This window comes from Paenibacillus sp. GCM10027626 (assembly GCF_042676285.1).
GTDB lineage: Bacteria > Bacillota > Bacilli > Paenibacillales > Paenibacillaceae > Paenibacillus_Z.
This window is the reverse complement of sequence record NZ_JBHTHC010000013.1, coordinates 227,471-249,914: the sequence shown is the minus strand read 5'-3', so window position 1 is coordinate 249,914 and position 22,444 is coordinate 227,471. Positions and strand designations below refer to the sequence as shown.

The 22,444-nt window shown below is 50.2% G+C and carries 14 protein-coding genes; 3 read left to right on the top strand and 11 right to left on the bottom strand.

What is annotated here, in order from left to right; translation table 11 throughout:
* The 3 genes from ACFQ0N_RS24040 to ACFQ0N_RS24030 all read right to left on the bottom strand — a co-directional run bounded on the left by ACFQ0N_RS24040 (window position 1) and on the right by ACFQ0N_RS24030 (window position 7,655).
* On the bottom strand, window positions 1–2,166 hold the full coding sequence (locus ACFQ0N_RS24040; RefSeq protein ID WP_379331032.1) for an ATP-binding SpoIIE family protein phosphatase: 2,166 nt from the start codon (window positions 2,164–2,166) through the stop codon (window positions 1–3).
* Complete coding sequence (locus ACFQ0N_RS24035; RefSeq protein WP_379331030.1) at window positions 2,157–3,932, bottom strand: AfsR/SARP family transcriptional regulator; 1,776 nt, start codon at window positions 3,930–3,932, stop codon at window positions 2,157–2,159. The genes ACFQ0N_RS24040 and ACFQ0N_RS24035 overlap by 10 nt, the downstream gene beginning before the upstream one ends.
* Before the next feature lie 1,191 nt (window positions 3,933–5,123).
* Complete coding sequence (locus tag ACFQ0N_RS24030; RefSeq protein ID WP_379331028.1) at window positions 5,124–7,655, bottom strand: U32 family peptidase; 2,532 nt, start codon at window positions 7,653–7,655, stop codon at window positions 5,124–5,126.
* Between the two features lie 215 nt (window positions 7,656–7,870).
* Here ACFQ0N_RS24030 and ACFQ0N_RS24025 point away from each other — a divergent pair, with 215 nt between their 5' ends.
* Window positions 7,871–8,839 carry a sugar phosphate isomerase/epimerase family protein gene (locus tag ACFQ0N_RS24025; protein WP_379331026.1) on the top strand — a complete coding sequence of 323 codons (969 nt, stop codon included), beginning with the start codon at window positions 7,871–7,873 and terminating at the stop codon, window positions 8,837–8,839.
* Between the two features lie 143 nt (window positions 8,840–8,982).
* Here the strand turns inward: ACFQ0N_RS24025 and ACFQ0N_RS24020 are convergent, their stop codons facing one another.
* The 3 genes from ACFQ0N_RS24020 to uvrB form a co-directional block, all read right to left on the bottom strand.
* Complete coding sequence (locus ACFQ0N_RS24020) at window positions 8,983–9,195, bottom strand: hypothetical protein (protein ID WP_379331024.1); 213 nt, start codon at window positions 9,193–9,195, stop codon at window positions 8,983–8,985.
* 224 nt (window positions 9,196–9,419) lie between these two features.
* A complete protein-coding gene (uvrA, locus tag ACFQ0N_RS24015) occupies window positions 9,420–12,305 on the bottom strand; it encodes an excinuclease ABC subunit UvrA (RefSeq protein WP_379331022.1) in 2,886 nt (961 codons plus the stop codon).
* 91 nt (window positions 12,306–12,396) lie between these two features.
* Window positions 12,397–14,394, bottom strand: coding sequence for an excinuclease ABC subunit UvrB (gene uvrB / locus ACFQ0N_RS24010; RefSeq protein WP_379331063.1), 1,998 nt, complete (start codon window positions 14,392–14,394; stop codon window positions 12,397–12,399).
* 412 nt (window positions 14,395–14,806) lie between these two features.
* Between uvrB and ACFQ0N_RS24005 the strand changes: the two genes are divergently transcribed.
* Window positions 14,807–15,601: a flagellar motor protein gene (locus ACFQ0N_RS24005; RefSeq protein WP_379331020.1), complete on the top strand. Its 795-nt coding sequence runs from the start codon at window positions 14,807–14,809 to the stop codon at window positions 15,599–15,601.
* Window positions 15,585–16,361, top strand: a complete 777-nt coding sequence (locus tag ACFQ0N_RS24000; RefSeq protein WP_379331018.1) for a flagellar motor protein MotB — start codon at window positions 15,585–15,587, stop codon at window positions 16,359–16,361. Before ACFQ0N_RS24005 ends, ACFQ0N_RS24000 begins: the two co-directional genes overlap by 17 nt.
* On the opposite strand, the gene ACFQ0N_RS23995 is transcribed toward ACFQ0N_RS24000, so the two are convergent.
* The 5 genes from ACFQ0N_RS23995 to ftsE form a co-directional block, all read right to left on the bottom strand.
* Window positions 16,353–17,648 carry a PDZ domain-containing protein gene (locus ACFQ0N_RS23995; RefSeq protein WP_379331016.1) on the bottom strand — a complete coding sequence of 432 codons (1,296 nt, stop codon included), beginning with the start codon at window positions 17,646–17,648 and terminating at the stop codon, window positions 16,353–16,355. The genes ACFQ0N_RS24000 and ACFQ0N_RS23995 overlap by 9 nt on opposite strands.
* A 163-nt stretch (window positions 17,649–17,811) precedes the next feature.
* Window positions 17,812–19,284, bottom strand: coding sequence for a S41 family peptidase (locus ACFQ0N_RS23990; RefSeq protein ID WP_379331014.1), 1,473 nt, complete (start codon window positions 19,282–19,284; stop codon window positions 17,812–17,814).
* 130 nt (window positions 19,285–19,414) lie between these two features.
* Window positions 19,415–20,671: a murein hydrolase activator EnvC family protein gene (locus tag ACFQ0N_RS23985; protein WP_379331012.1), complete on the bottom strand. Its 1,257-nt coding sequence runs from the start codon at window positions 20,669–20,671 to the stop codon at window positions 19,415–19,417.
* An 11-nt stretch (window positions 20,672–20,682) separates the two neighbouring features.
* The gene (ftsX, locus tag ACFQ0N_RS23980; protein ID WP_379331010.1) at window positions 20,683–21,600 is read right to left on the bottom strand and encodes a permease-like cell division protein FtsX; all 918 of its coding nucleotides are present in this window, start codon (window positions 21,598–21,600) and stop codon (window positions 20,683–20,685) included.
* Window positions 21,590–22,276, bottom strand: a complete 687-nt coding sequence (ftsE, locus tag ACFQ0N_RS23975; protein WP_379331008.1) for a cell division ATP-binding protein FtsE — start codon at window positions 22,274–22,276, stop codon at window positions 21,590–21,592. The genes ftsX and ftsE overlap by 11 nt, the downstream gene beginning before the upstream one ends.
* Between the last annotated feature and the right edge of the window lie 168 nt (window positions 22,277–22,444).

Genomic DNA, 22,444 nt, shown 5'->3' with positions numbered 1-22,444 from the left:
TCACACTCCTTGTTGTTCTCGTTCTGTGTCCATTTTACGCATGAAGTACAGTTCCATATAGAAGCCTCGTTCATCCCGACCTGTAGCCCAATAATCTGCGAGAGAATCGATGATGACAAGACCCCATCCGCGAGGGTCATCCGATTCTCTTTTCTTCGCCATCTCCTCTTCGTCACGCGAAACGCGGGGAAAATATCCGCCGCCCTCGTCGTAAATACGAATAACTGCAAGCAATGAGCCAATTTGCACCTGGATCACAACCTGCGTCATCGGGTCGAACTTGTTGCCATGCTCCATTGCATTCATAATAGCTTCTGACACTGAAGTCTGTACATCTTCCCGCAGGCCCGTTTCCGGCCAGCATTTTACGATAAAACCGCCAACTTCCTCTGCTGCCTGTCTTTCTGTCCCCGCTTTACTGCGCAGCGCGGTTTCGTGGGTGAACATATGGCCTGCCGGCATTTTTGAGAATTGTTCGTCCCCGATCGCCGAAGTTCTCGCTCCCCGCTGCACCGCTTCACTAAGATATGCCTGCACCAATTCAAGCACAACGATCGTCCGGTCATCATTTTCAGACTTTGTGCGATTATCCATTCTCTCCAACCATTCATCCACGATCTTCGGCAAATTGTCAATCATATGCCAAGAGACAATTTCTTTTTCCAAACCTTCAAAGCCATACATTCTTCCCCGTCCGTCGAGCGACTCAATAATACCATCCGTATATAAAATGAGGCGGTCGCCGGGTTGAAGCTGCAATGTCTGCTCTCGATACACCATATCAGTATCGAAGCCGATCGGCAGGGAGCTGCTCTCTATAGCAGAAAGCTGACCATTGGCGCTGACAATATACGGAGATAAATGTCCGGCACTGGCATACTGCAGCGTATCGTGCAAGGAATCGATAATGCCAACCCCGATCGTTACGGCGCCGTCATCGCCCATCGCCTCGCACAGCTGCCGGTTCATCCGGGCCAGCACCTCGCCTGGCGCGCCATTGCGCTTTATTTCGGCACGAAATAACACCAGCAAGGCGGACATGAGCAGGGCGGCAGGCACTCCTTTTCCCGAAACATCCCCAATCATCACCGCAAATTTATGCGGCCCCAGCATAACGACGTCGAAAAAATCGCCCCCTACCTCTCGATACGGCCGGCAGCGCGCCGTAATCCGATACGCCCCAATCGTCAGATCTCCTGGAGGCAGAAGCTTTTGCTGCACATTGTAGGCCAGCTTGAGTTCGCGCTCAATCGCCTCATATTCGCGATCTGTCCGCGCTTGCAGCTCATTAAAGACCGCAGCCAGCTCTCCCGCTTCGTCATTGGACATAACCGGCATCCGGATGCCAACCTTATCTCTGCCGCGCAGGCCCAATTCCTGGATATGCTCAATTAGTGAACGAAGCTCACTTTTGAACTGGAAGGTGATATAACCAAATAACGCTATCCCAAGTAAAAAAAAGAACAACGCGATCAAGCCTACAAGCAGCGGGTTGCGCGAATGGCCTGATCCATCGGAGTTTACCGCGAGCTGAAATAAATTAAGGACTGTCATTAGAAAAGTGCTGCTGTATGTCACAATCAACGGAACGACAAACGATACTTTTTTTCCAGTTAATGCCGACTGCTGCATAAATTCCAGAACGTACGGCCGCAGCAGCCGCTGTACCGTTGTAAAAAGAAAAACGGCAATCGCTAGCGTCATTCCCGCCTCGCCGGCCATTACTGCAAACAGCTCTAACCATTTAATCTCCGCAGCAACTGTATGATTAATTCTCGCATATCCGATCTCCACAATGTGATACAGAAGGGAGCAGATCCCCCCAAAAAGCGTAAAGCCGATTAACAGCTCATATGGATGGCGAAGCAAGCGTTCCAGATGATCCGTCTTATGTTCCTTGTGAATGGAGTGAGGAGGCTCCTCGATCGCAAATGCAGGCTGCAGACACTTCACAGACCATACCGTCATCAGAATCGCTACCAGGATAGCGCTGCCAAACGACGCCGGCGTGTAAAAGGAGCGCAGTTCATTAAACGGAATATTTAGCACCAATATATTTTCGCCGTGAGCAATCAGCATTGCCGCCAGCAAGGTGAAAACATATACGAGCAGCAGCTTGCGGTAAAGCGTTCTTGCTCCTGTCCGCTTCCATACTCTCATTCCCATATCAAGCTTCTCGTCGCTTCCAGCGGCTCGATCCCTAGTTCATCCTTGCAAATACGCTCCAGTCGCCGATACCAGTTGATCGCTTCCGCGCGATGCCCTTTAGCCAAACAATGACGAATCATCATCTCATAGGCTTCTTCCTGATCAGGCCGGAGAGCGATCCATTCATTCAGCCTTTGTTCAGCGCGCACATCATCCTGCAGCTCGCTATAATAAAACGCCAAGCGCTTCAACAAATTCGTCTGCCGGTCAAGCAGTTGCTCGCGCAGTCTCGACAGCCATTCTGCCTGGGGCAATTCAGAGGCCAATGAGCCATAAAGCGGCATAGCTTCATCATACAGTCGACAGGCTGCTTCCCGATCATCCATCCAGAGCTGATCGCCGACACGGGACAAGGCCACATAGCTCTCCACATCGATTTGGTCGATAACCTGTTCATCCAGGCCGATTACGCCCCGCTTTGCATATACGGCTTCGGACAGCCCCATCTCCTTTAAAGTGTGACGGAGGTCATGCAGCGTTACATACAGCTGATTGGACCGCTTGTCGGCAGCGCCGCCAATAAATACCCGCTCCAGCAGCAGCTCGCGATTGGCTTTATACCCTGGCTGCAATAATAAGAAAACAAGCAGTTCGCCTGCGCGGCGCCGCTTCCACACCGGCTCCATAGTAAGTCCGTCAGTCGAGCTGAAACGCATGTCCCCCATTAGCTTAATGCGCCACTTGCGGTCAGGCATTGCCTTAGACTCTGCAATGGCGCTGCTTCTTGGCGCGAACAAGTCGCCGGAAAGATTATGCTCACTGCTTGGGCTGGAGGACGAAACAGAAAGTGCAGCTGTTACTTCGAGCAGTCTTTGCCGGGTAGCAGCTGTATCCAGCTGCTTTTGCAGCCGCTGCATGAACGCCAACTGGGCCTGCGCCGCATGCTGCTCTCCTTCCTGCGCTAGTCGTTCGGCGGCCGCAGCTGCAGCATAAAATTGTATTTGAATATCGCTGGCTTCCGGCTGCTCCGGCCGTTCCAGCCGCTCCTTCATCAGTACCACTCTGACCAAGTAGGCATAACGAGCCGGCAAATACGCGATCATCCCGCTATCGGCTTGCGCCGTCGTTAAAAGCTTTCTCAGCACTAATCCGAGCTCATCCTTTTGCAAATGGCGATCCAGCCAATCCAAACGAAGCCTCCATTCCGAGCTCGGGTCACTTCCAATTTGCGGGTCATGAAGCAACCGATCCAGCATGACAAAAGCCGCCCATAGAGGACGAGCCTCTTTGCCAAATCGTTCTACGGCAGATAAATATAACAAATCAGAATCAGCAGCAGCATTGCCAACCGTTAACGAGCGCTCGCCATGAAGTGCTGCACGCGCCAACGCCCACGGAACAAAGCCGCTGCATCCCTCAGGATTGCGTTCCCATTCCTGAATAAGCAAAATAACGATAGGCATCGCTTCATCCTGATCGCCAGCCTGCTCATACAATAGGCCCAGCATGCCCATCATAGCCAGCATGGCCGATTCGTTAGCTTGGGCAGCAAAGCCCTTCAGTGCAGTTTCCAGCAGCTGCTTCGTCTCAAACAGTTTGCCCTGCAGCAATCCGTCCTCACACTCGGCTTGCAGCAACAACGGCGATTTTTTTCGCAACTCAACGGGAATCGCTTGCAGTTTTTCAACAGATAACATCTGTCCATCCAAGATGGCTTGCTCTAGTGCGAGCAACTCATTAACACATGCGTCCTTTTGCCTGCTTAACTCGTTACGTTGTCCCATTCTTCTGATCCTCGCGTTCTTTTCTTCAAAGTCAGTCCTGCGTACTTGTTCCTACAATAGCTAATATTCGCGGCGATTCGTCAAAATCCCTGCCCAAGCTGCATAGATCAGCATAAAAAGCGGCCTGTAAAACAACAGTCCGGTTAAATGTCCCGACTTCATCATATTTGTAAATCGACATCCGCCTGGCGGTTTTAGAGACATAGATGACTAGACGCATTCCAGTTAGATCATACTTCACCGTCGGCAATCATTTCTGTAGCGGCAATCACTTTTTTCGGGTATTTTAATAGGCGGTTCTGTTTTCGAAAGTATCATGGAGGGAACCTCCCCTGAAATCCAATGTGATTTGATTCATTCATCGCTGGCAGCGGTGGGAGCGGAGGGGACCGTGGGTCCGTGATCTGTGAATAAAACAGCTGAAACGACCTGCTTGCGGACCGTAGGAGGCTGTCGATTAATTCTGAACATCTGTAAGTACGGGTGAAGCTGGACTGAGCAGACCGTGCTTCCGTTGGCTGCCTTTCTCCTGCTCTAAGGTCACTTCTGTATGATTTTTCATACAGATTCATCGAGTTCGTCTGCTCTAAGGTCAAATTTGTATGATTTTTCATATATAATCCTTGGAATAAGCGCAAAATGATCAATTTTATATGATTTTTCATACAGATTCATCGTGTTTCCTGCCCTTAGGTCAATTTTATATGATTTTTCATATAAAATTGACAAAAACGTTGTTATTTCAAGCAATAAAGAATCATCTTATCATTTATCCGCGTGACTCACAGTTGCCAGTTTCTGCGACAAAAAATCGTTGTTCAAAGAAAATCGACAGCCTCCGTAGATCCGTTATTTGCCTCAAAACACCACGAAAACCCGGCAAAACCAGCTAATAACGGATCGGCGAAACCTCCGAATGAGCCGGGTTTCGACAAAATAACGGATCCTGTGTCCGCATAACTCGCAGTTGCCTGCTTCAGCGACAAATAGTCCACAGAAAATCGAAAGCCTTTATAGTTCCCTTACAATCTCGGATCGGTAGAATTTTCCGAAAATAGCGGCCATGACATCCGTTTAGATTAGACCACACTTGCCCAGAAAAAATATTAAAAAAGAGGCTGCTCATAAGTCGTAAAAAACGACTTATGAGCAGCCTCTTGAAAATTATACAACATTTTTATGCAGCCCTGCCTACTTCACCAGTTGTCCGCGCGTTACCCCAAGCTGGTTGATCGCCTTCAAGCTCCGCCAAACCTGCGTGCCTGTAATCCGCCCCGCCAGCGCATCGCTGTACAACTGTATAACTTCATTGACTTTATCTGCCGTCTCCTCCAAAAACTCAATGCGGAAGGAAGCGACTCCAAGGTCGGCAAATTGGCGCAAATATTCCGCACCAGATTGCTCAATGGCATTATAGACTGTATTTCTGCAGCCTTCGTCGACACGTACCGGGTGGGACATCCCAATCCGGTCCTGCAGAGAAACCCGATGCTCCTCACATGGTCTGCCGCAGTTTGTAAAGTCCGTGCCTTCACTTAAAAATGTGCAATATACACAATGCTCGGTATGAAACATCGGCAAATGCTGATGAATGACGACCTCCATCCGCGATGTATCCGCGCGGCGCAACAGGTCAAACATCTGCTGCACATTGAGATCATAGGACGGCGTTACAGCCTCGCAGCCGGCATCGAGGAACAGACTGACCGCTTTATGGTTGGCAATGTTTAATGAAAAATCGCCGATCAACTTAGGGAATGATTCATAATTACCCGAAGCTTTGGCACGCAAATAGTAATAAAGGGCGCCGGTATTCCGGACTAATACCGCATCGGGCTGCAGCTTCAAAATGTTAGCATGGTAGCCGTTTTCATTCGGCATATGAATCCGCGGCGTCGCAAGCGCAATCGGTTTACCCGCTTCACGCGCAAGCGCTATTGCCGCTGGAAACTGCTTAATAAATTCAAAGTCGGCTATAACCATGGCCACTTCCGAATAAACTGCCGCCTCCAGCTGCGGCAAACTGCGGCAGAGGGCCGTCAATTGCGTCTTTAATCCATTGTTTGCCGCACCAACTGCAGCCGAAGCGGCCGCCGCCGAATCCACTGCATCCGCATACAGATCAACCTCCCGTTTCGTATAGACCGGAGGCTTAGGCCGTTCGCCAGCCAGCCGTTCGACCGCTTCACGACGCATCCGATTCAGCTCGCGCATCGGAATAATCAAATCCCCTTGCAACTCCACAACCAGCGACTCCAATTGATAGATCGTGCCGCCAAGACGTCCGAACTGCTCCTCAAGCAGCGCTTCGTCCATCGGCCGCTTTTGCGCCTGCTCCAACTCAAGCTCCGACACAATTTCCACCGTCGTCCCTTTTTGAACATCTGTCCACCAGGTCCGCAACGGCTGGCCTAACACGCCAAGCACCTTGAGATGCAGCGGAAATACCCGGTAAGGCTTATCTGTCTCAAAGGTAGCGCGCAGTCGGCGGTCCAGCGCCGGATCACTCGTCTTCCAAATCCGGTCCCCGACATGAACCCTGCGCAAATCGATATCATTACGGCCTGGCACCAGTTCTAGACGCGTCCCTTCCTGCGCCTCGCCTTCCAGCTTGACGCCTTGGCGCCGCAGATCATAGACACGGCCGCCCTCTTCCTTCTTCGTCGGATCTCCGGCATCAAAGACGATACCGTCGCCACGTTTGAGCGGAGCTTCCAGTCGGCATACTACTGCATCCCGCAATATCCGTTCGACTCGGCCAAGGTAGACGCCGCGGCTTTTCGGAAATGTTCCTTCTACCAGTTGCTTGTTGTTTGTACCTTTGAGAAAACCGTAGGTAAAGCCGCGGGAAAAGCTTTGCTGCAGCTCGCGTATTTCCTCCTTGGAAGGCGCTGACTGGTCTCCGTCAAAGTAACGGTCAATCGCTGCGCGATATTTGCTGACAACATTTGCGACATACTCCGGACTTTTCAGGCGCCCTTCAATCTTGAAGGAGGACACGCCTGCTTCTATTAATTCCGGCACCAGCTCCACCGCAGCCAAATCCTTAGGCGACAACAAATAGGTGATATCGCCCATCGGCTTCTGCTCGCCGTCAACCATCAAATCATAAGGCAACCGGCATGCCTGGGCGCACTCCCCGCGGTTCGCCGAGCGTCCGCCCCACATTTCCGATGTTAGGCATTGGCCGGAATACGAGACACATAAGGCGCCATGAACAAAAACCTCCATCGGCAGCTTCGCCTGCTCGCCGATCGTACGAATTTGCTTCAAATTATTTTCTCGTCCCAGTACAACTCGTTCAATAGCGAACGGTTTAGTAAATTCCACCGCTTCAGGCGAAGTAATCGTCATTTGCGTGGAGCCATGAATCGGAAAATCCGGCGACAGCTCGCGGATCAGCTTAACCAGCCCCAAATCCTGAACAATTACAGCATCGACCCCTGCATCAATACAAGCTTTGATTAATTGCTTGGCGGACTCCAGCTCATCCTCAAATACAAGTATATTGAAGGTCAAAAAGCCCTTTACCCCATAGCTATGCAAAAATGCCATAATTTCAGGCAGTTCGTCCACCAAAAAATTGTTCGCTCTTGCCCGGGCATTAAATTTTTCCACGCCAAAAAATACCGCATCCGCTCCATTCGCAACTGCAGCCCGCATACATTCCCAATCGCCGGCAGGTGCCAGCAGCTCGATATCCTCGCGTCTCCATCTCGTCATCTGTCGTCAGCCTTCCTTTTCAGCTTGCTAGTCCTTCTAGTTTACCAGACCATGAATGGCGATACCACCGCTTTCCTTCTGGAAGTATCGTGAAACACTTTTAGCTGAATAATTATGTGATCTTGTCATTTGACCAGTTAGCGGCTTATGCTGGCCGAGTGGGCATGCTATAATAAAGCCATATTCCAACTTCGCATACGGGAGGTTAAAGCAAGATGAAACTTGGTGTATTTTCTGTACTGTTCGCGCAAAAACCGTTCGAAGAAGCGCTTGACTACATTGCTGCTAAAGGTTTGGATGCCATTGAGATCGGCACTGGCGGATATCCGGGCAACGCCCACTGCGATCCGGACACTTTGCTGGCCGATGAAAGCAAGCTGAAAGCGTTCAAAGAAGCGGTTGAATCCCGCGGTCTGACGATAAGCGCACTCAGCTGCCACGGCAACCCGCTTCATCCGCAAAAGGCGATTGCCAGCGAGCATGATGCTTTGATTCGTAAAACAATTGTACTTGCCTCCAAACTTGGAGTTCCGGTTGTCAATACATTCTCCGGCTGTCCTGGCGACCATGAGGATGCCAAATATCCGAATTGGCCTGTTGCGCCTTGGCCGAATGACTATCAAGATATTTTGAAATGGCAGTGGGAAGAGAAAGTCATTCCTTACTGGACTGAAATTGCCAAGCTTGCTACTGAGCATAATGTGAAAATCGGCCTCGAGCTGCACGGCGGCTTCTCCGTTCACAGTCCGGCTACATTGCTTCGTCTTCGCGAAGCGGCAGGCGATGCGATCGGCGCCAACCTTGATCCTAGCCATATGTGGTGGCAAGGCATCGACCCTGTACAAGCGGTGCAAATTCTTGGCCGCGCCGGTGCGATCCATCATTTCCATGCTAAAGATACGTCAATCGACCCTGTTAACATCCATAAACACGGTGTAACAGATATGCAATCCTACACGCTGATGCTCGACCGTGCTTGGCAGTTCCGTACCGTTGGCTATGGTCACGACATGAAGACATGGGCGGATATCATAAGTGCGCTTCGCCTTGTAGGCTACGACTATGTTGTAAGCATTGAGCATGAGGATGGCTTGATGTCCATCGATGAAGGCTTCACCAAAGCTGTGGAAAACTTGAAACAAGTGCTGATCCGCGAGCCGCTCGGTGAAATGTGGTGGGTTTAATCATTTGATCTAAAAACAAGCAAAGGGCAGTATCGAACGTCGCCGCATGGCGACGATCGGCACCGCCCTTTTTCGTGTAAAGAAACGAAAAAAGCCGCCAAAGTCCTGTCAGCACAAGACCTCAGCAGCTATGATAGTTTAACCTAACCTAACCATACTTTGAAAACCATGACATAGTTAGCAAACAGAAACACAGCGAGCGATACCGTCGTGAATCCAATTGCAAACAGGTTTTTCTGACGAGCTTTAAGCAGGCGCACCAGACCGATGAAAATCACTACTGTAAATAGAAGCATCATAATATCAAACGGATCAAATTTGCTTCCAGCTTGTACAGCTTCCTCTGCAAGAAACATGAGGAGACCTCCTTTTTTTCGCACGTATCCTATATTAATCCATGTTAGCTGTTACAGGCTTTCCTTGCAAGTCCGAATTCATAATCGTAACAACTTTGTCACATCTATAAATTGTCCATCCACAGCGACAATTATAACGTTACAGTACACAAAAAATCTTCATTTCTCACAAGCAGGCCTATCCCCCTGCATGTAAGAAATGAAGATTAGCATGAATGACGCACTTACTTGGCCTGTCCGGCGGCTATCTCTTCTGCCTGTTCCTGCGCTGCGCGTGTACGCTCTGCATCGCGCTCGAGAATCGGCTTTAAATAACGTCCTGTATAAGATTGCTCGACGCGGACAACCTCTTCTGGAGTTCCGGTAGCGACAATTGTTCCGCCGCCATTGCCTCCCTCAGGCCCCAAGTCGATCAAATAATCGGCCGTCTTGATGACATCCAGATTATGCTCTATGACGAGCACAGACTCACCTGAGTCGACCAGACGATGAAGCACGATCAGCAAGCGATCGATATCATCGACATGCAAGCCTGTGGTTGGCTCATCCAAAATGTAAAGCGTCTTGCCAGTGCTGCGGCGATACAACTCTGCAGCCAATTTAACTCGCTGCGCTTCACCGCCCGACAGCGTCGTTGCCGGCTGGCCTAGATTCATATAGCCTAAGCCTACATCAAGCAAGGTTTGCAGTTTGCGATGAATACGCGGAACATTGGCAAAAAAATCGCATGAATGCTCGATTGTCATTTCCAGCACTTCCGCAATGCTTTTGCCTTTGTACTTCACTTCCAGCGTTTCGCGGTTGTAGCGTTTGCCTTTGCAGACTTCGCACGGCACGTATACATCAGGCAAGAAATGCATCTCTATTTTGATGATGCCGTCCCCGCGGCAAGATTCGCAGCGCCCGCCTTTTACATTGAAGCTGAAGCGGCCTTTCTTGTAGCCGCGTACTTTAGCCTCGGTCGTCGTTGCGTACAAGTCGCGAATATCGTCAAACACGCCGGTGTATGTTGCCGGATTCGAACGCGGAGTACGTCCAATCGGCGATTGATCAATATCGATTACTTTTTCAATATGCTCCAGACCGCGGATCTCTTTATGCTCGCCGGGACGAGTTTTCGCTTTATTCAAATCCCGCGCCAATGTCTTATATAAAATCTCGTTAACAAGCGTTGATTTGCCTGAGCCGGATACACCGGTAACGGCAGTGAATACCCCGAGAGGAAATTTGGCATTGAGTCCCCGCAGGTTATTCTCTTTGGCCCCGCGCACCTCCAGCCATTTGCCATTCGTCTTCCGCCGTTTTAATGGGACCGGGATAAATTTGCGCCCGCTTAAATAAGCGCCAGTCAACGATTGCTGATCAGCCATTACCTCGGCAGGCGTACCTTGCGCTATTACCCGGCCGCCATGTATCCCCGCCCCTGGCCCAATATCGATTATATAGTCGGATGCCAGCATCGTATCCTCATCATGTTCTACCACGATGAGCGTATTGCCCAGATCGCGCATATGCTCCAAAGTCTGGATCAGCTTGTCATTGTCGCGTTGATGAAGCCCGATGCTCGGCTCGTCCAATATATATAATACGCCCATTAAGCTGGAGCCGATTTGCGTTGCCAGCCGAATCCGCTGCGCTTCGCCGCCGGATAGCGTGCCTGCCGCACGGTTAAGCGTCAAATATTCCAAGCCGACGTTGACAAGAAAACCTAAGCGGCTGTTGATTTCCCTGAGCACAAGATGAGCGATTGTCCGCTCCTTCTCATTGAGCTCCAGATGATCAAAAAATTGCTGCGCTCCGCCAATGGAAAGCGAAGTTACATGGGCGATATTTTGCTCACCAATGGTGACTGCCAGCGTTTCCTTGCGCAGACGATGCCCTTTACAGCCGCTGCATGGCTTGGCGCTCATATATTGCTCGATATGCTCGCGGATGCCTTCAGAGCCGGTCTCGCGATAACGGCGTTCCAGATTGTGCACGATTCCTTCAAAAGGAACGAAAGCTTCCTTGGAATAGCCGAAATCATTCTCATAACGGAATCGTACCTTTTCGCCCCCTGTCCCATACAGCAGCTTCTTCATCAGCTCAGCCGACAGTTCGCTTACAGGCACATCCCGGGGGATGCCATAATGGTTGCACACGGCTTCCAAAAACTGCGGGTAGTAATTGGAAGTGCTCCCTGCCCATGCTTCAAAAGCGCCTTCTTCAATCGATTTGCCCGGATGCGGAATGAGCAGATCAGGATCCACAATCATCTTGGCGCCGAGGCCATCGCAATCAGGACAAGCACCGAATGGGCTATTGAAGGAAAACATCCGCGGCGCCAGCTCATCAATGCTAAATCCGCACTGCGGACAAGCTAGCTTGGAGCTGAACAGCAGCTCCTCTTTATCCATGACATCGACCAGCACTTGTCCATCCGAAAGCTTCAGCGCGGTCTCCAGTGAATCTGCCAGCCTTGTCTGAATATCCTCTTTCACCACAATACGATCCACAACCACTTCAATATTGTGCTTTTTATTCTTCTCCAGCTCTATTTTCTCGCTTAACTCGCGCAGCTCGCCATTTACCCTGATACGAACAAAGCCTTGCTTTTGGATATCTGCAAGCAGCTTGGTATGCTCGCCCTTCCGGCCGGATACGATTGGCGCCATAATTTGCAGCCTTGTCCGCTCCGGATATTCCATAATGCGGTCGACCATCTGCTCGACTGTCTGGGCCGTTATTTCTACCCCGTGCTCCGGACAATGCGGCTTGCCGATTCGCGCAAACAATAAGCGCAAGTAATCGTAAATTTCTGTAACAGTGCCTACAGTCGATCTCGGGTTGCGGCTGGTCGTCTTCTGATCGATCGAAATCGCCGGAGACAACCCATCGATCGAATCTACATCCGGCTTTTCCATTTGGCCTAAAAACTGGCGGGCATAGGCCGACAAAGATTCAACATACCGGCGCTGTCCTTCGGCATAAATCGTATCAAATGCAAGGGAGGATTTGCCCGAGCCGCTCAACCCGGTCAATACAACAAATTTATCGCGTGGAATCGTCACATCGATATTTTTCAGATTGTGGGCTCTCGCCCCTTTGATGACTATGGAATCATTGGCCACTATCGTCTCTCTCCTCTTTTACAGCTATCCTTCGGCGCGCAATTCCGCTCACCCGACAGCCGATTCATTGATTTCGGTTAGAATGTGACGACTATTCCGTCTCCGCCTTCAATTCCAAAAGCGCATCACGCAACTCTGCCGCCCGCTCGAACTGCAAATTTTTGGCTGCATCCTTCATTTCTGCTTCCAGCCTGCCGATGAGCGTCTGCCGCTCCTTTTTTGACAGTTTGCCCGAGCCCGCTCCAGCCAAATACTCGCTCTTCTGCTCCGCAACCTTAGTCGCCTCGATAACATCGTGCACCTTTTTGCGAATGGTTTGCGGCGTTATGCCGTGCTGTTCATTATGGGCCAGCTGAATCGTACGGCGCCGTTCGGTTTCACGGATCGCTTTATCCATCGAATCCGTTATCTTGTCGCCATACATAATGACGCGCCCTTCGGCATTTCTGGCAGCACGGCCTATCGTCTGGATCAGCGACCGCTCGGCGCGCAGGAAGCCTTCCTTGTCGGCGTCCAGTATCGCTACCAGCGATACCTCCGGCAAATCCAAGCCTTCGCGCAGCAGGTTAATGCCCACCAGAACATGGAAAGTGCCCAGCCGCAGATCGCGCAGGATAGCCAGCCGCTCCAGCGTCTTGATATCCGAGTGCAGGTAGCGCACCTTGATGCCGACATCCTTCATATAATCGGTCAGATCTTCGGCCATCTTCTTCGTTAACGTGGTGACGAGCACACGCTCATCCTTGGCGATCCGCTCGCGAATCTCCTCAAGCAAATCGTCAATCTGCCCTTTAGTCGGACGCACCTCTATAACCGGATCGACCAGCCCGGTCGGCCGAATAATCTGCTCGACCATCTCCGGACAATGCTCCAGTTCATATGGGCCCGGTGTAGCCGAAACATAAATGATCTGCTTTAATTTATCTTCAAATTCCTCGAAGCGCAGCGGACGATTGTCCAGTGCCGAAGGCAGACGAAAACCATGCTCAACCAAGACCTCCTTACGGGCACGGTCACCATTGTACATTGCGCGGATTTGCGGCAATGTAACATGGGATTCATCGACTACGACAAGCATATCGTCCGGGAAATAATCCATTAATGTGTACGGTGTGGCGCCGCGTTCGCGGAAGGTTAACGGGCCGGAATAATTCTCAATGCCCGAACAGAAGCCCATTTCCTGCATCATCTCGATGTCATAACGTGTTCGCTGCTCCAGCCGCTGGGCTTCCAGCAGCTTGCCTTGCCCCCTCAGTTCAGCAAGACGTTCCTCCAGTTCCGCTTCTATATTGATAAGTGCAGCGCGCATAGTATCTTCATTCGTTACAAAGTGAGAGGCTGGAAAAATAGCGATGTGCTCCCGTTCACCAATGATTTCGCCTGTAAGCACATCGATTTCCGTAATGCGGTCAATCTCATCGCCGAACAATTCGACCCGGACCGCCCGCTCATTGTTGCCGATCGGGAAAATCTCGATCGTGTCGCCGCGAACACGAAAAGTACCGCGCACAAAATTAATATCGTTGCGCTGATACTGGATATCGACCAGCTTGTGCAAGATATTGTCCCGCGACTTCTCCATCCCCTGCCGCAGGCTCAGCACAAGGCTGCCGTACTCCATCGGGGAACCGAGACCGTAAATGCAAGACACGCTGGCAACGATGATGACGTCGGTCCGTTCAAACAATGAGCTGGTTGCCGAGTGGCGCAGTTTGTCGATCTCGTCATTGATGCTTGAATCTTTCTCAATATACGTATCGGAAGAAGGGATGTATGCCTCCGGCTGATAGTAATCGTAGTAACTGACAAAGTAGGAGACGGCATTATCAGGGAAGAACTCCTTAAACTCGCTGCACAGCTGTGCCGCCAATGTCTTGTTGTGCGCAATGACAAGCGTTGGCCTGTTCAGCTTGGCAATTGTATTGGCAATTGTATACGTCTTCCCTGTTCCTGTCGCTCCGAGAAGCGTCTGATATCTTGTTCCGGCTTTCACACCCTCAACCAATTGATCGATCGCTTTTGGCTGATCTCCTTGCGGTTTATAATCGGATTTTAATTCGAAGGATTTTCTCATCCTCGAATCTTGCATCTCCATCCCTCTCCACCTCGCATCTTGAGCTTGTCATGCTTCTATCACCAGCTTTGCAAGCACAAAGCATATGAACTCCGATATATCTGTTATCTCTTAAAGTTGTTACCATGAGAAGAAACGGTTGACGCCTCCTTGGCGCGAAACAAGTTTCTTCCCCTTAAATTATATAGCATTTATCAGGTTAACTTTATAAATGCTATATAATCGCAAAGGCCTATTAAAGGTATGCCCCTAAATTCCGATAAAATAGACAGGATCATGCAATTTAATTGGCCAAATACCATAAGAATGTGTGTTCTCATTCGTTTATTATACCGATTTTGGCGGTCTGATGCAATCGGTGAATGTTAGCAACTTGGTTTTAAAGACTGCCCGGTAAACTATTTAAGACGGGGCGTGAATAATAACGATGGACATTACCACTATCATTGGCATCATTGCAGGAATTTTAGCATTATTTTTGGGCTTTCTATGGGAAGGCGGGCATGCGGGCAGCTTGTTTGAAAAAACGGCTTTATTAATTGTGCTCGGGGGCACTTTTGCCGCAGTAGCTGTCAGTTTTCCGGCTGCGCTCCTGCGGCAAATTCCCGATGCGCTGCGCCACGCTTTCCGGAGGCCGAAAATTGATCCGGAGGCCAGAATTGAAAAAATGGTTGAGATGGCGACAGTAGCGCGTCGTCAAGGCGTTCTAGCTTTGGAAAATGCCACAAATGAAATAGAGGACCCATTTTTGCGCAATGGCTTATTGATGGTAGTGGATGGGACGGATCCGGAGCTGACAAAACAAATATTAGAGATGGAAATTGACGCTTTGGAGCGGAAACGGGAGCAGCAGGCGAAAATTTTTGAAGCAGCCGGGGGCTATGCACCGACAATGGGTATTGTCGGAACCGTAATGGGGCTTATTCATGTTCTGAGCAATCTGTCCGATCCCGGTTCGCTGGGTCCGTCGATCGCCGTTGCTTTTACAGCCACGCTTTACGGTGTAGCCAGCGCCAACATTATTTATTTGCCGCTTGCTTCAAAAATTAAATCAGCCAGCAGCGAGCAAATTCTATTTATGGAAATGATGCTTGAAGGAATACTTGCTCTGCAAGCCGGGGAAAATCCGCAGCTCATTCGCAAAAAGCTAACCTCGTTTATGTCAATCGAACAGGATATAACGATGACGAAGAAGGTGTCAGCCGATGCCAAGGAGGAATAAAAGACGCTCCCGCAAGGGAGCCGCACCGGAAAACCATGAACGCTGGCTAATTACTTATGCTGATCTTATTACATTGCTTATGATTTTTTTCGTTATTCTGTATGCGATGAGTCAGCTCGATATGAAAAAATACGAAGCGCTCGCTCAATCGCTGCATTTCGAATTTTTAAAGTCAGATTCAGTAATTGAAATGGGGTCTGGGCTGACCGGCTCTGCGGCACCTTTGAAACAGCAGGGCAAACCGGCAAAACCGGCCGATTCGGCAGAAGAGCGGCGCAAAGCGGCAAAATTGCAAATGGAACGCGATCTTCAAGATTTATTGCGCGTTGTCCAATCGTATATTAATGATAATCATCTGGAGAAGGAAGTTTTTGTTGAGGATGCGCACAAGGGAATCGCCATTCGCCTGTCTGATCAATTTCTGTTTGACCTCGGCAAAGCCGATCTCAAGAAGGAGTCGATCCCGGTACTCGATAAGTTGGCCAGCTTGTTCAAGCAATTAGAGAATACAGTCAGCATAGAAGGCCATACGGACAACCTCCCGATTCAGCCTGGCGGCGAATTTAAGGATAATTGGGGGCTGTCTGCCGGCCGGTCGCTTTCCGTACTGCGTTACTTCGTTGACAAAGCAAAACTTGAGCCTGCCAAGTTTGAAATCGCCGGATACGGCGACACCCGGCCGGTCGCTCCCAATACAACCAGCGCCAACCGGCAAAAAAACCGCCGTGTAGAAATTACAGTGCTTCGCACGCTAGAATGAGGTGGACTGAGAATTCCGCTGACGGGCACTGCCGCCGCGGCGAAGCAGATTCCATAAAGACGCTTCGCCGGGGACGGCATAGTAGCCGGCCCGGTCATCCGGAGCGAGTACAACCCCAAGCTGGTGATGCTCATTCGCATACCGCGCGCGCTGCACAAATTTTAATTGTCCCTCCAGGTTGAACACTTCGAGTTTGCAAAACGCCGAATGTATATGGAGCGCTGTATGAAGCTCCTCCACTGTACGCACTTTCATGCCGTTAACTTTATGGACAATTTCGCCCGCGACAATCCCCATCGCCTCCGCCGGAGAGCCTGGAATAACAGCAAGCACCTTCAACCCCCGCTCGTCATGAACAAAGATCGGGCTGCGCGCAGATTCACGCAGACGGGATATTATTACCAAGCCCTCGTGCAGCAGCAATGAACATCCGGCGGCAATTGGCAGCAGCGGCTTCCACCATGCCGCTCCTATTGCAGCTAAAGCGACAACTGTCCCATATAACAGTAAACCGCGTGCCGCGGCGCGCGCTTTATCCGCCGGCAGCAAAGAGCGGGTCAATTCCGAGAAGCCGATCATCATCGGGAATCCTACCATCGACCAGCCGCCTCCGCTAAGAGCCGAGCCATCGAGCAGCGTCGTCCATGGCAAGCCAACGGCAGCTCCCTCCGGCGTCATTCCAGGCACTAGCATAATGAGCGGTACAGGCCAGTAGCCTTGCAGCATATAGCCACCTACAAGCTTGCCGCGCTTCCCTTCCAGAAACAACGGCGTCGCCGCCTGTGCGCCCTGCCATCTTACCAGCAGCGCTTCAGTTAAATGCATCAATGCGACGAGCAGCAGCAAACCGGCAATGTCCAGCTGCGCAAGCGATCCGGCTGCCTGACCAAACCAGTCGCCCCGCTCCGCCAACGACGTTAAGCCAAGCAGCCATTGCACGATGCCTAGCAATCCAACACTATACGCAAAGCATAAATAGCGGACGGAGAACAGAGTGAGCAGCGCAGCCGCTCCCCACATCCACAACACTGCCTCGCCAGTCACAGCAACACCGAGAAACAAGCCAGCCGTTGACATGATGAAGCCGACGATCACTCCCGCTGCTATTGTACGCAGCAGCAGTGCAGGCCATATATGCAATCGAACATGGAACAGCCTTCGCTCCAGCCTCGTCTGGCGCATCCCATGCAAAACGACAAGCAATATTGCAATATAATAAAATGGAGAAAGCAGCAGCTGCACGATGGCCGAGCCAGCCTGCCGGAACAATTCTATGGCTGTATCCAAACTTCAGTCCCTCCTCATTATTCTCCGAGTAAGAGGTTTCATCAAAAAAGAAGGCCAGCAACGCATCTGCGCGAAGCCAACCTTCTACCATTTCGACATACAAGCAAAAAATCCTGCCGCCTGCAGTTCATATGCTATCAACAATACACTTGCGTCAAATGATTTAACTCGCCTTTTTCCCGCTGAGCTTTTCCTTAGTGACCTCAACCGCTTTGTTCAGCTGCTCGTCATTTGCATGATCGCGAATGTACATAATCAGCGTTTCTTCCACTTTCTCAGCCGTCTTCTTATCCACTTTTCCTGTCACCGGCAGGTTCTCTTTCTTTTGGAAGGACCGGACGCTCTCTTCAGTTGTACTGCTGAAATAGCCATCCTTGCGATCGACCTTGTAGCCTAGCGCGCTCAGCATAATTTGCAAGCTGCGGGTATCTTCGGAAATCGTATCCCTTACCAGTGTCTTTCCTTTAGACATCCGGGCAACGGTGTAATATTCCGGCGGTAATACCTCGACATCCGGCTTAATCCCCGTTTCATTTATCCAATTGCCATCCGGAGTCAACCATTTGGCGATTGTCATTTTTACCAGGCTGCCGTCGCCAAGCGCCTTATCGTAGCTGACCTGCACGGTTCCTTTGCCGAACGACGTCTCGCCAACGAGCACTGCACTGCCCGCCTCTTTCAGCGCCCCTGCCAGCACTTCGGACGCACTTGCGCTTCCTTTATTCATAAGGACAGTGACGGGGTAGTTTTTCCCCTTGCCCTTAGATAGCGTTTTTTCGCGTTTGCCGCTGCGGTCTTCAACCTGCACGATCGGTTTTCCTTCCGCCACGAATGGCTGGGCGACGGAAACGACCACTGGCAGCACCCCGCCCGGATTGTTGCGCACATCAATGACGAGCCCCTTCATTCCCTGCTTCTCCAGGCGCTCCAGCTCCTCATTAAAGCGTTCTCCAGTATTTAGGGAAAATTGGCGAATCTCAATAACGCCGATTCCATCATTGCGCATTTCCGCATACACCGTTTCATAATCGATATCATCCCGCACAAGAACAAGATGAACGGGCTCGGATATTCCGGCTCGCTGAATCGTCAGCTTCACCTTTGTTCCTTTCGGACCGCGGATTTTGGCTACAGCTTCATTAAGGGACAGACCGTCCAGGCTCTCGCCATTAACCGACAGCAGCACATCCTTAGCCAGCACTCCGGCCTGCTCCGCCGGCGAGCCTTTAATTGGCGCTACTACAGTAACCCGTCCATCCTGCAAGGCAACTTCGGCCCCAATGCCGGTAAACGACCCTTCAATCGATTCAGAAAATTGCCGGGCAGTCGTTTCCTCCATATAAACGGAGTATGGATCATTAAGCGCAGACATCATGCCGGCAATTGCCCCATCCATTACTTTGCTGCGATCCACCTCGCGAAAATACTTCGTTTCAATCAGCTGCAGTACGGCATTCATTTTCTCCATTTCTTTTTTGCTTAAGCTATGCTGCGCGGAAGCGCCAGATACCAGCTTTCCGGCTGCTCCTCCGCTATCAAGCGCAACCAAGCGATCTGCAACCGTCAGCGTTACAAGCACAGAAGCCACCATTGTAACCAGCACAAATGCGATTACTGTTTTTCCTTTGAATTGCATCGTTTCACCCGCTTTCTTTATACGAACACCCTCAACGTTGCTAGTATATGACAAGCCGCACCCGATTATTTGTTTTTTCGGGTACGGCTCTATGGAAACAGCATCAGCTCTGCAATCAGTTATGAAGCTTTTATTTCAAATAATCCCGCGGATTGACCGGTGTCTCGTTTTTGCGCACCTCGAAATGCAAGTGCGGGCCGGTAGACTGTCCTGTGCTGCCGACTTCGGCAATTTTTTGCCCCCGTTCCACTGTGGCTCCCTTAGTGATTCCCTTCGAGATGCCGCCGTGGCGAATATGTCCATACAACGTCCACAGACCGTTACCATGATCGATGATAACACAGTTTCCGTAGCCGTTCCACCATTGGGCTACCAGTACGGTTCCTGCTTCAGCCGCATAAATGGAAGTTCCTGACGGAGCAGCCATGTCCATGCCGGCATGCAGCTTTCTCTTCCCGGTAATCGGATGCGTGCGATAACCAAACTCGGAGGAAACGCGATATGAATCCTTCAGCGGTATTCCCAGCTTTCCGCCGGTCAGCTGCACTTTCTCGCTTTTGCCGCTTGATTTGCCCGGCTTGGAGGTTTCCCGCCGTTTACGTTCCCGTTCTTCTTCCTCCCGTTTTTTCTCCAGACGCTTCTGCTCTTCAAGGTCGGATACCTTTTTAGCCAGCTCCATCAGCATCTTTTCTTGCTCATCGCTGATTTCCTCAAGCGCTTCAGCTTGCTCATTCAAACTTAGCACCATGACTTCTTTTTGTTTTTCCTTCTCAAAAAGAAACTCTTGATATGTATTAATCTTGCCGTAAAGCACCTTCACTTCTTCAAGCGTACTTTCGACTTCGGCCTTTTTAACCTCAATTGCCGCTCTCTCTTCTTTGTGGCTTTCGAGAATATCCCGATCCTGACCGAGTATAGATTGCAGCGAATCAAAACGATCCAAAAAATCGCTAAAGCTGGTCGCGTTCAGCAATACATCCAAATAAGAAACAGAACCGTTCGTGTACATCAAGCGAAGCCGGGACTGCAGCAGCTTATCGCGCGACTCCAGCCGTTCGGTGGCCGCTTGCAAATCTTCTCCCATCTTGAACAGCTTTTCCTCTGTCTTGGCAATTTGCGTCTGTACGCCCATAATTCTTGTCCCGACGATTTCGATTTGCTCCATTAAATCGCTAAGCGATTTTGCTGTCTCATCCCGTTTTTTCAGGACAGCCTCAAGCTCCTTATCCGCCTCGTCGCGCTGATGAGCAGCAGAAGACATTTCCTGCCGCACCTTATCGAGCTCTTTATTGATTTTATCCACCTGAGAGGCTGCTTCGCCGCCGAATGGCTGGAATATATAAACTGCCAGTGCAACAACAGCAAGAAGAACAAGTCCCTTCTTCACCTTTCCACCGCCTAAACTTTTAAATATTTACGGATTGACAGTGTGCTACCCCAAATCCCGATCAGTGTGCCAAGTCCGATAATAAGCAGACAAACGATAAACCAAACTTCCTTCATCGGCGCCAGCTTTATCATCAGCAAGCCGAGCTCGAATTGTGAAACTTGTATTAGTCTGGAATAGCCGAACAACAAAATGGCTGTCGTCAATACCGAGCCAATAAGTCCAATTAGTGCCCCTTCGATAAAAAACGGCCAGCGGATAAAATGATTGGTCGCCCCAACCAGCTTCATAATGCTGATTTCGCGGCGCCGCGCCATAATGGTCGTCTTGATTGTCGTCGAAATCAGAAACATCGCTGTCACTGCCAAACCGGCTACAATGACCAGACCGATATTGCGTACCGCATTCGTAAGCTTGAATAAAGTTTCCACTTTGCCTTTGCCGTACTTAATGCCTTCAATCGGATGGCTTTCGTCCGTTTTGTTAATAACTTCGATTTTTTTGGCGGCATAGGCAATGGATTGCGGATCAAATACTTCTACTGTGAAAGAATCCGGCAAAGGATTTTTGTCCTTTTCATAGCCCTCCAGCAGCTCATCGCCGCTTTCGCCTAAGTTTTTGCGCAGAATGTCAAGCCCTTCGTCCTTGGATACAAAGCGGACTTCCTTCACTTCCGATATATTGCCTATTTCATTGCGAACCTGATCAATCTTCGCCTGATCGACATCCACCTGTAAAAAGACGCGAATTTCTACTTGGCTTTCAATTTGAGCAGCCAAATTGTTGACATTGAGGGCAAGCAGCACGAAGCTGCCCAAAATAAACAGCGAGGTGACAATGGAGCTGATTGAAGCGAATGACATCCAGCCATTGCGTGCAATGTTTTTCATCCCTTCGCGCAAATGACGCAAAATGGTGCTAATCTTCATATCCGTACTCCCCTCTCGCCTCATCGCGGGCAATGATGCCATTCTCAATCGCGATGACGCGTTTGCGGAGCCTGTTCACAATCTCCCGGTTATGTGTGGCCATTAAAATTGTCGTTCCCCGGAAGTTGATTTCTTCCAGCAGGTTCATAATGCCCCATGACGTCTCCGGGTCCAAATTTCCAGTGGGCTCGTCCGCGACAATGACCGCCGGATTATTGACAATTGCTCTGGCGATTGCCACCCGCTGCTGCTCTCCTCCGGACAGCTGAGCCGGCAGGCTGCCATGCTTGCCCTTAAGCCCTACCAGCTCCAGCACTTCCATGGTACGCTTTTTAATCAATTTGCGAGGCGCCTCGATGACCTCCATCGCAAATGCAACATTCTCGTAAGCGCTTAGTGCAGGCAATAGACGAAAATCCTGGAAGATAACACCAATATTACGGCGTACAAATGGGATCTTGCGCGGCTTGAGCTTTCCAATATTAAAACCGTTAACCGAAATCTGACCCTTCGTCGGAATCTCCTCCCGATAGATCAGTTTCATAAATGTAGATTTGCCGGCTCCGGACGGACCTACCAGATAAACAAACTCATTGCGTTCTATTAAAACGGAAACGCCGCGAAGAGCATGAGTGCCGTCCGCATACGTCTTCCATATGTCTTGCATCTCAATCACACTATCACATCCTGTAGATATTCAGCTTTTAATTATTCGACAGAAAGTCATGAATTCCTCTACCAAAAACCTTTATTTTGCATTTTTCATAATTTTCATTTTCACTTTTTTTGTCAATTTCCACCATGGCTCCAAGCGTTTTTTCGCTATTTTTGTCAGATGGACGAA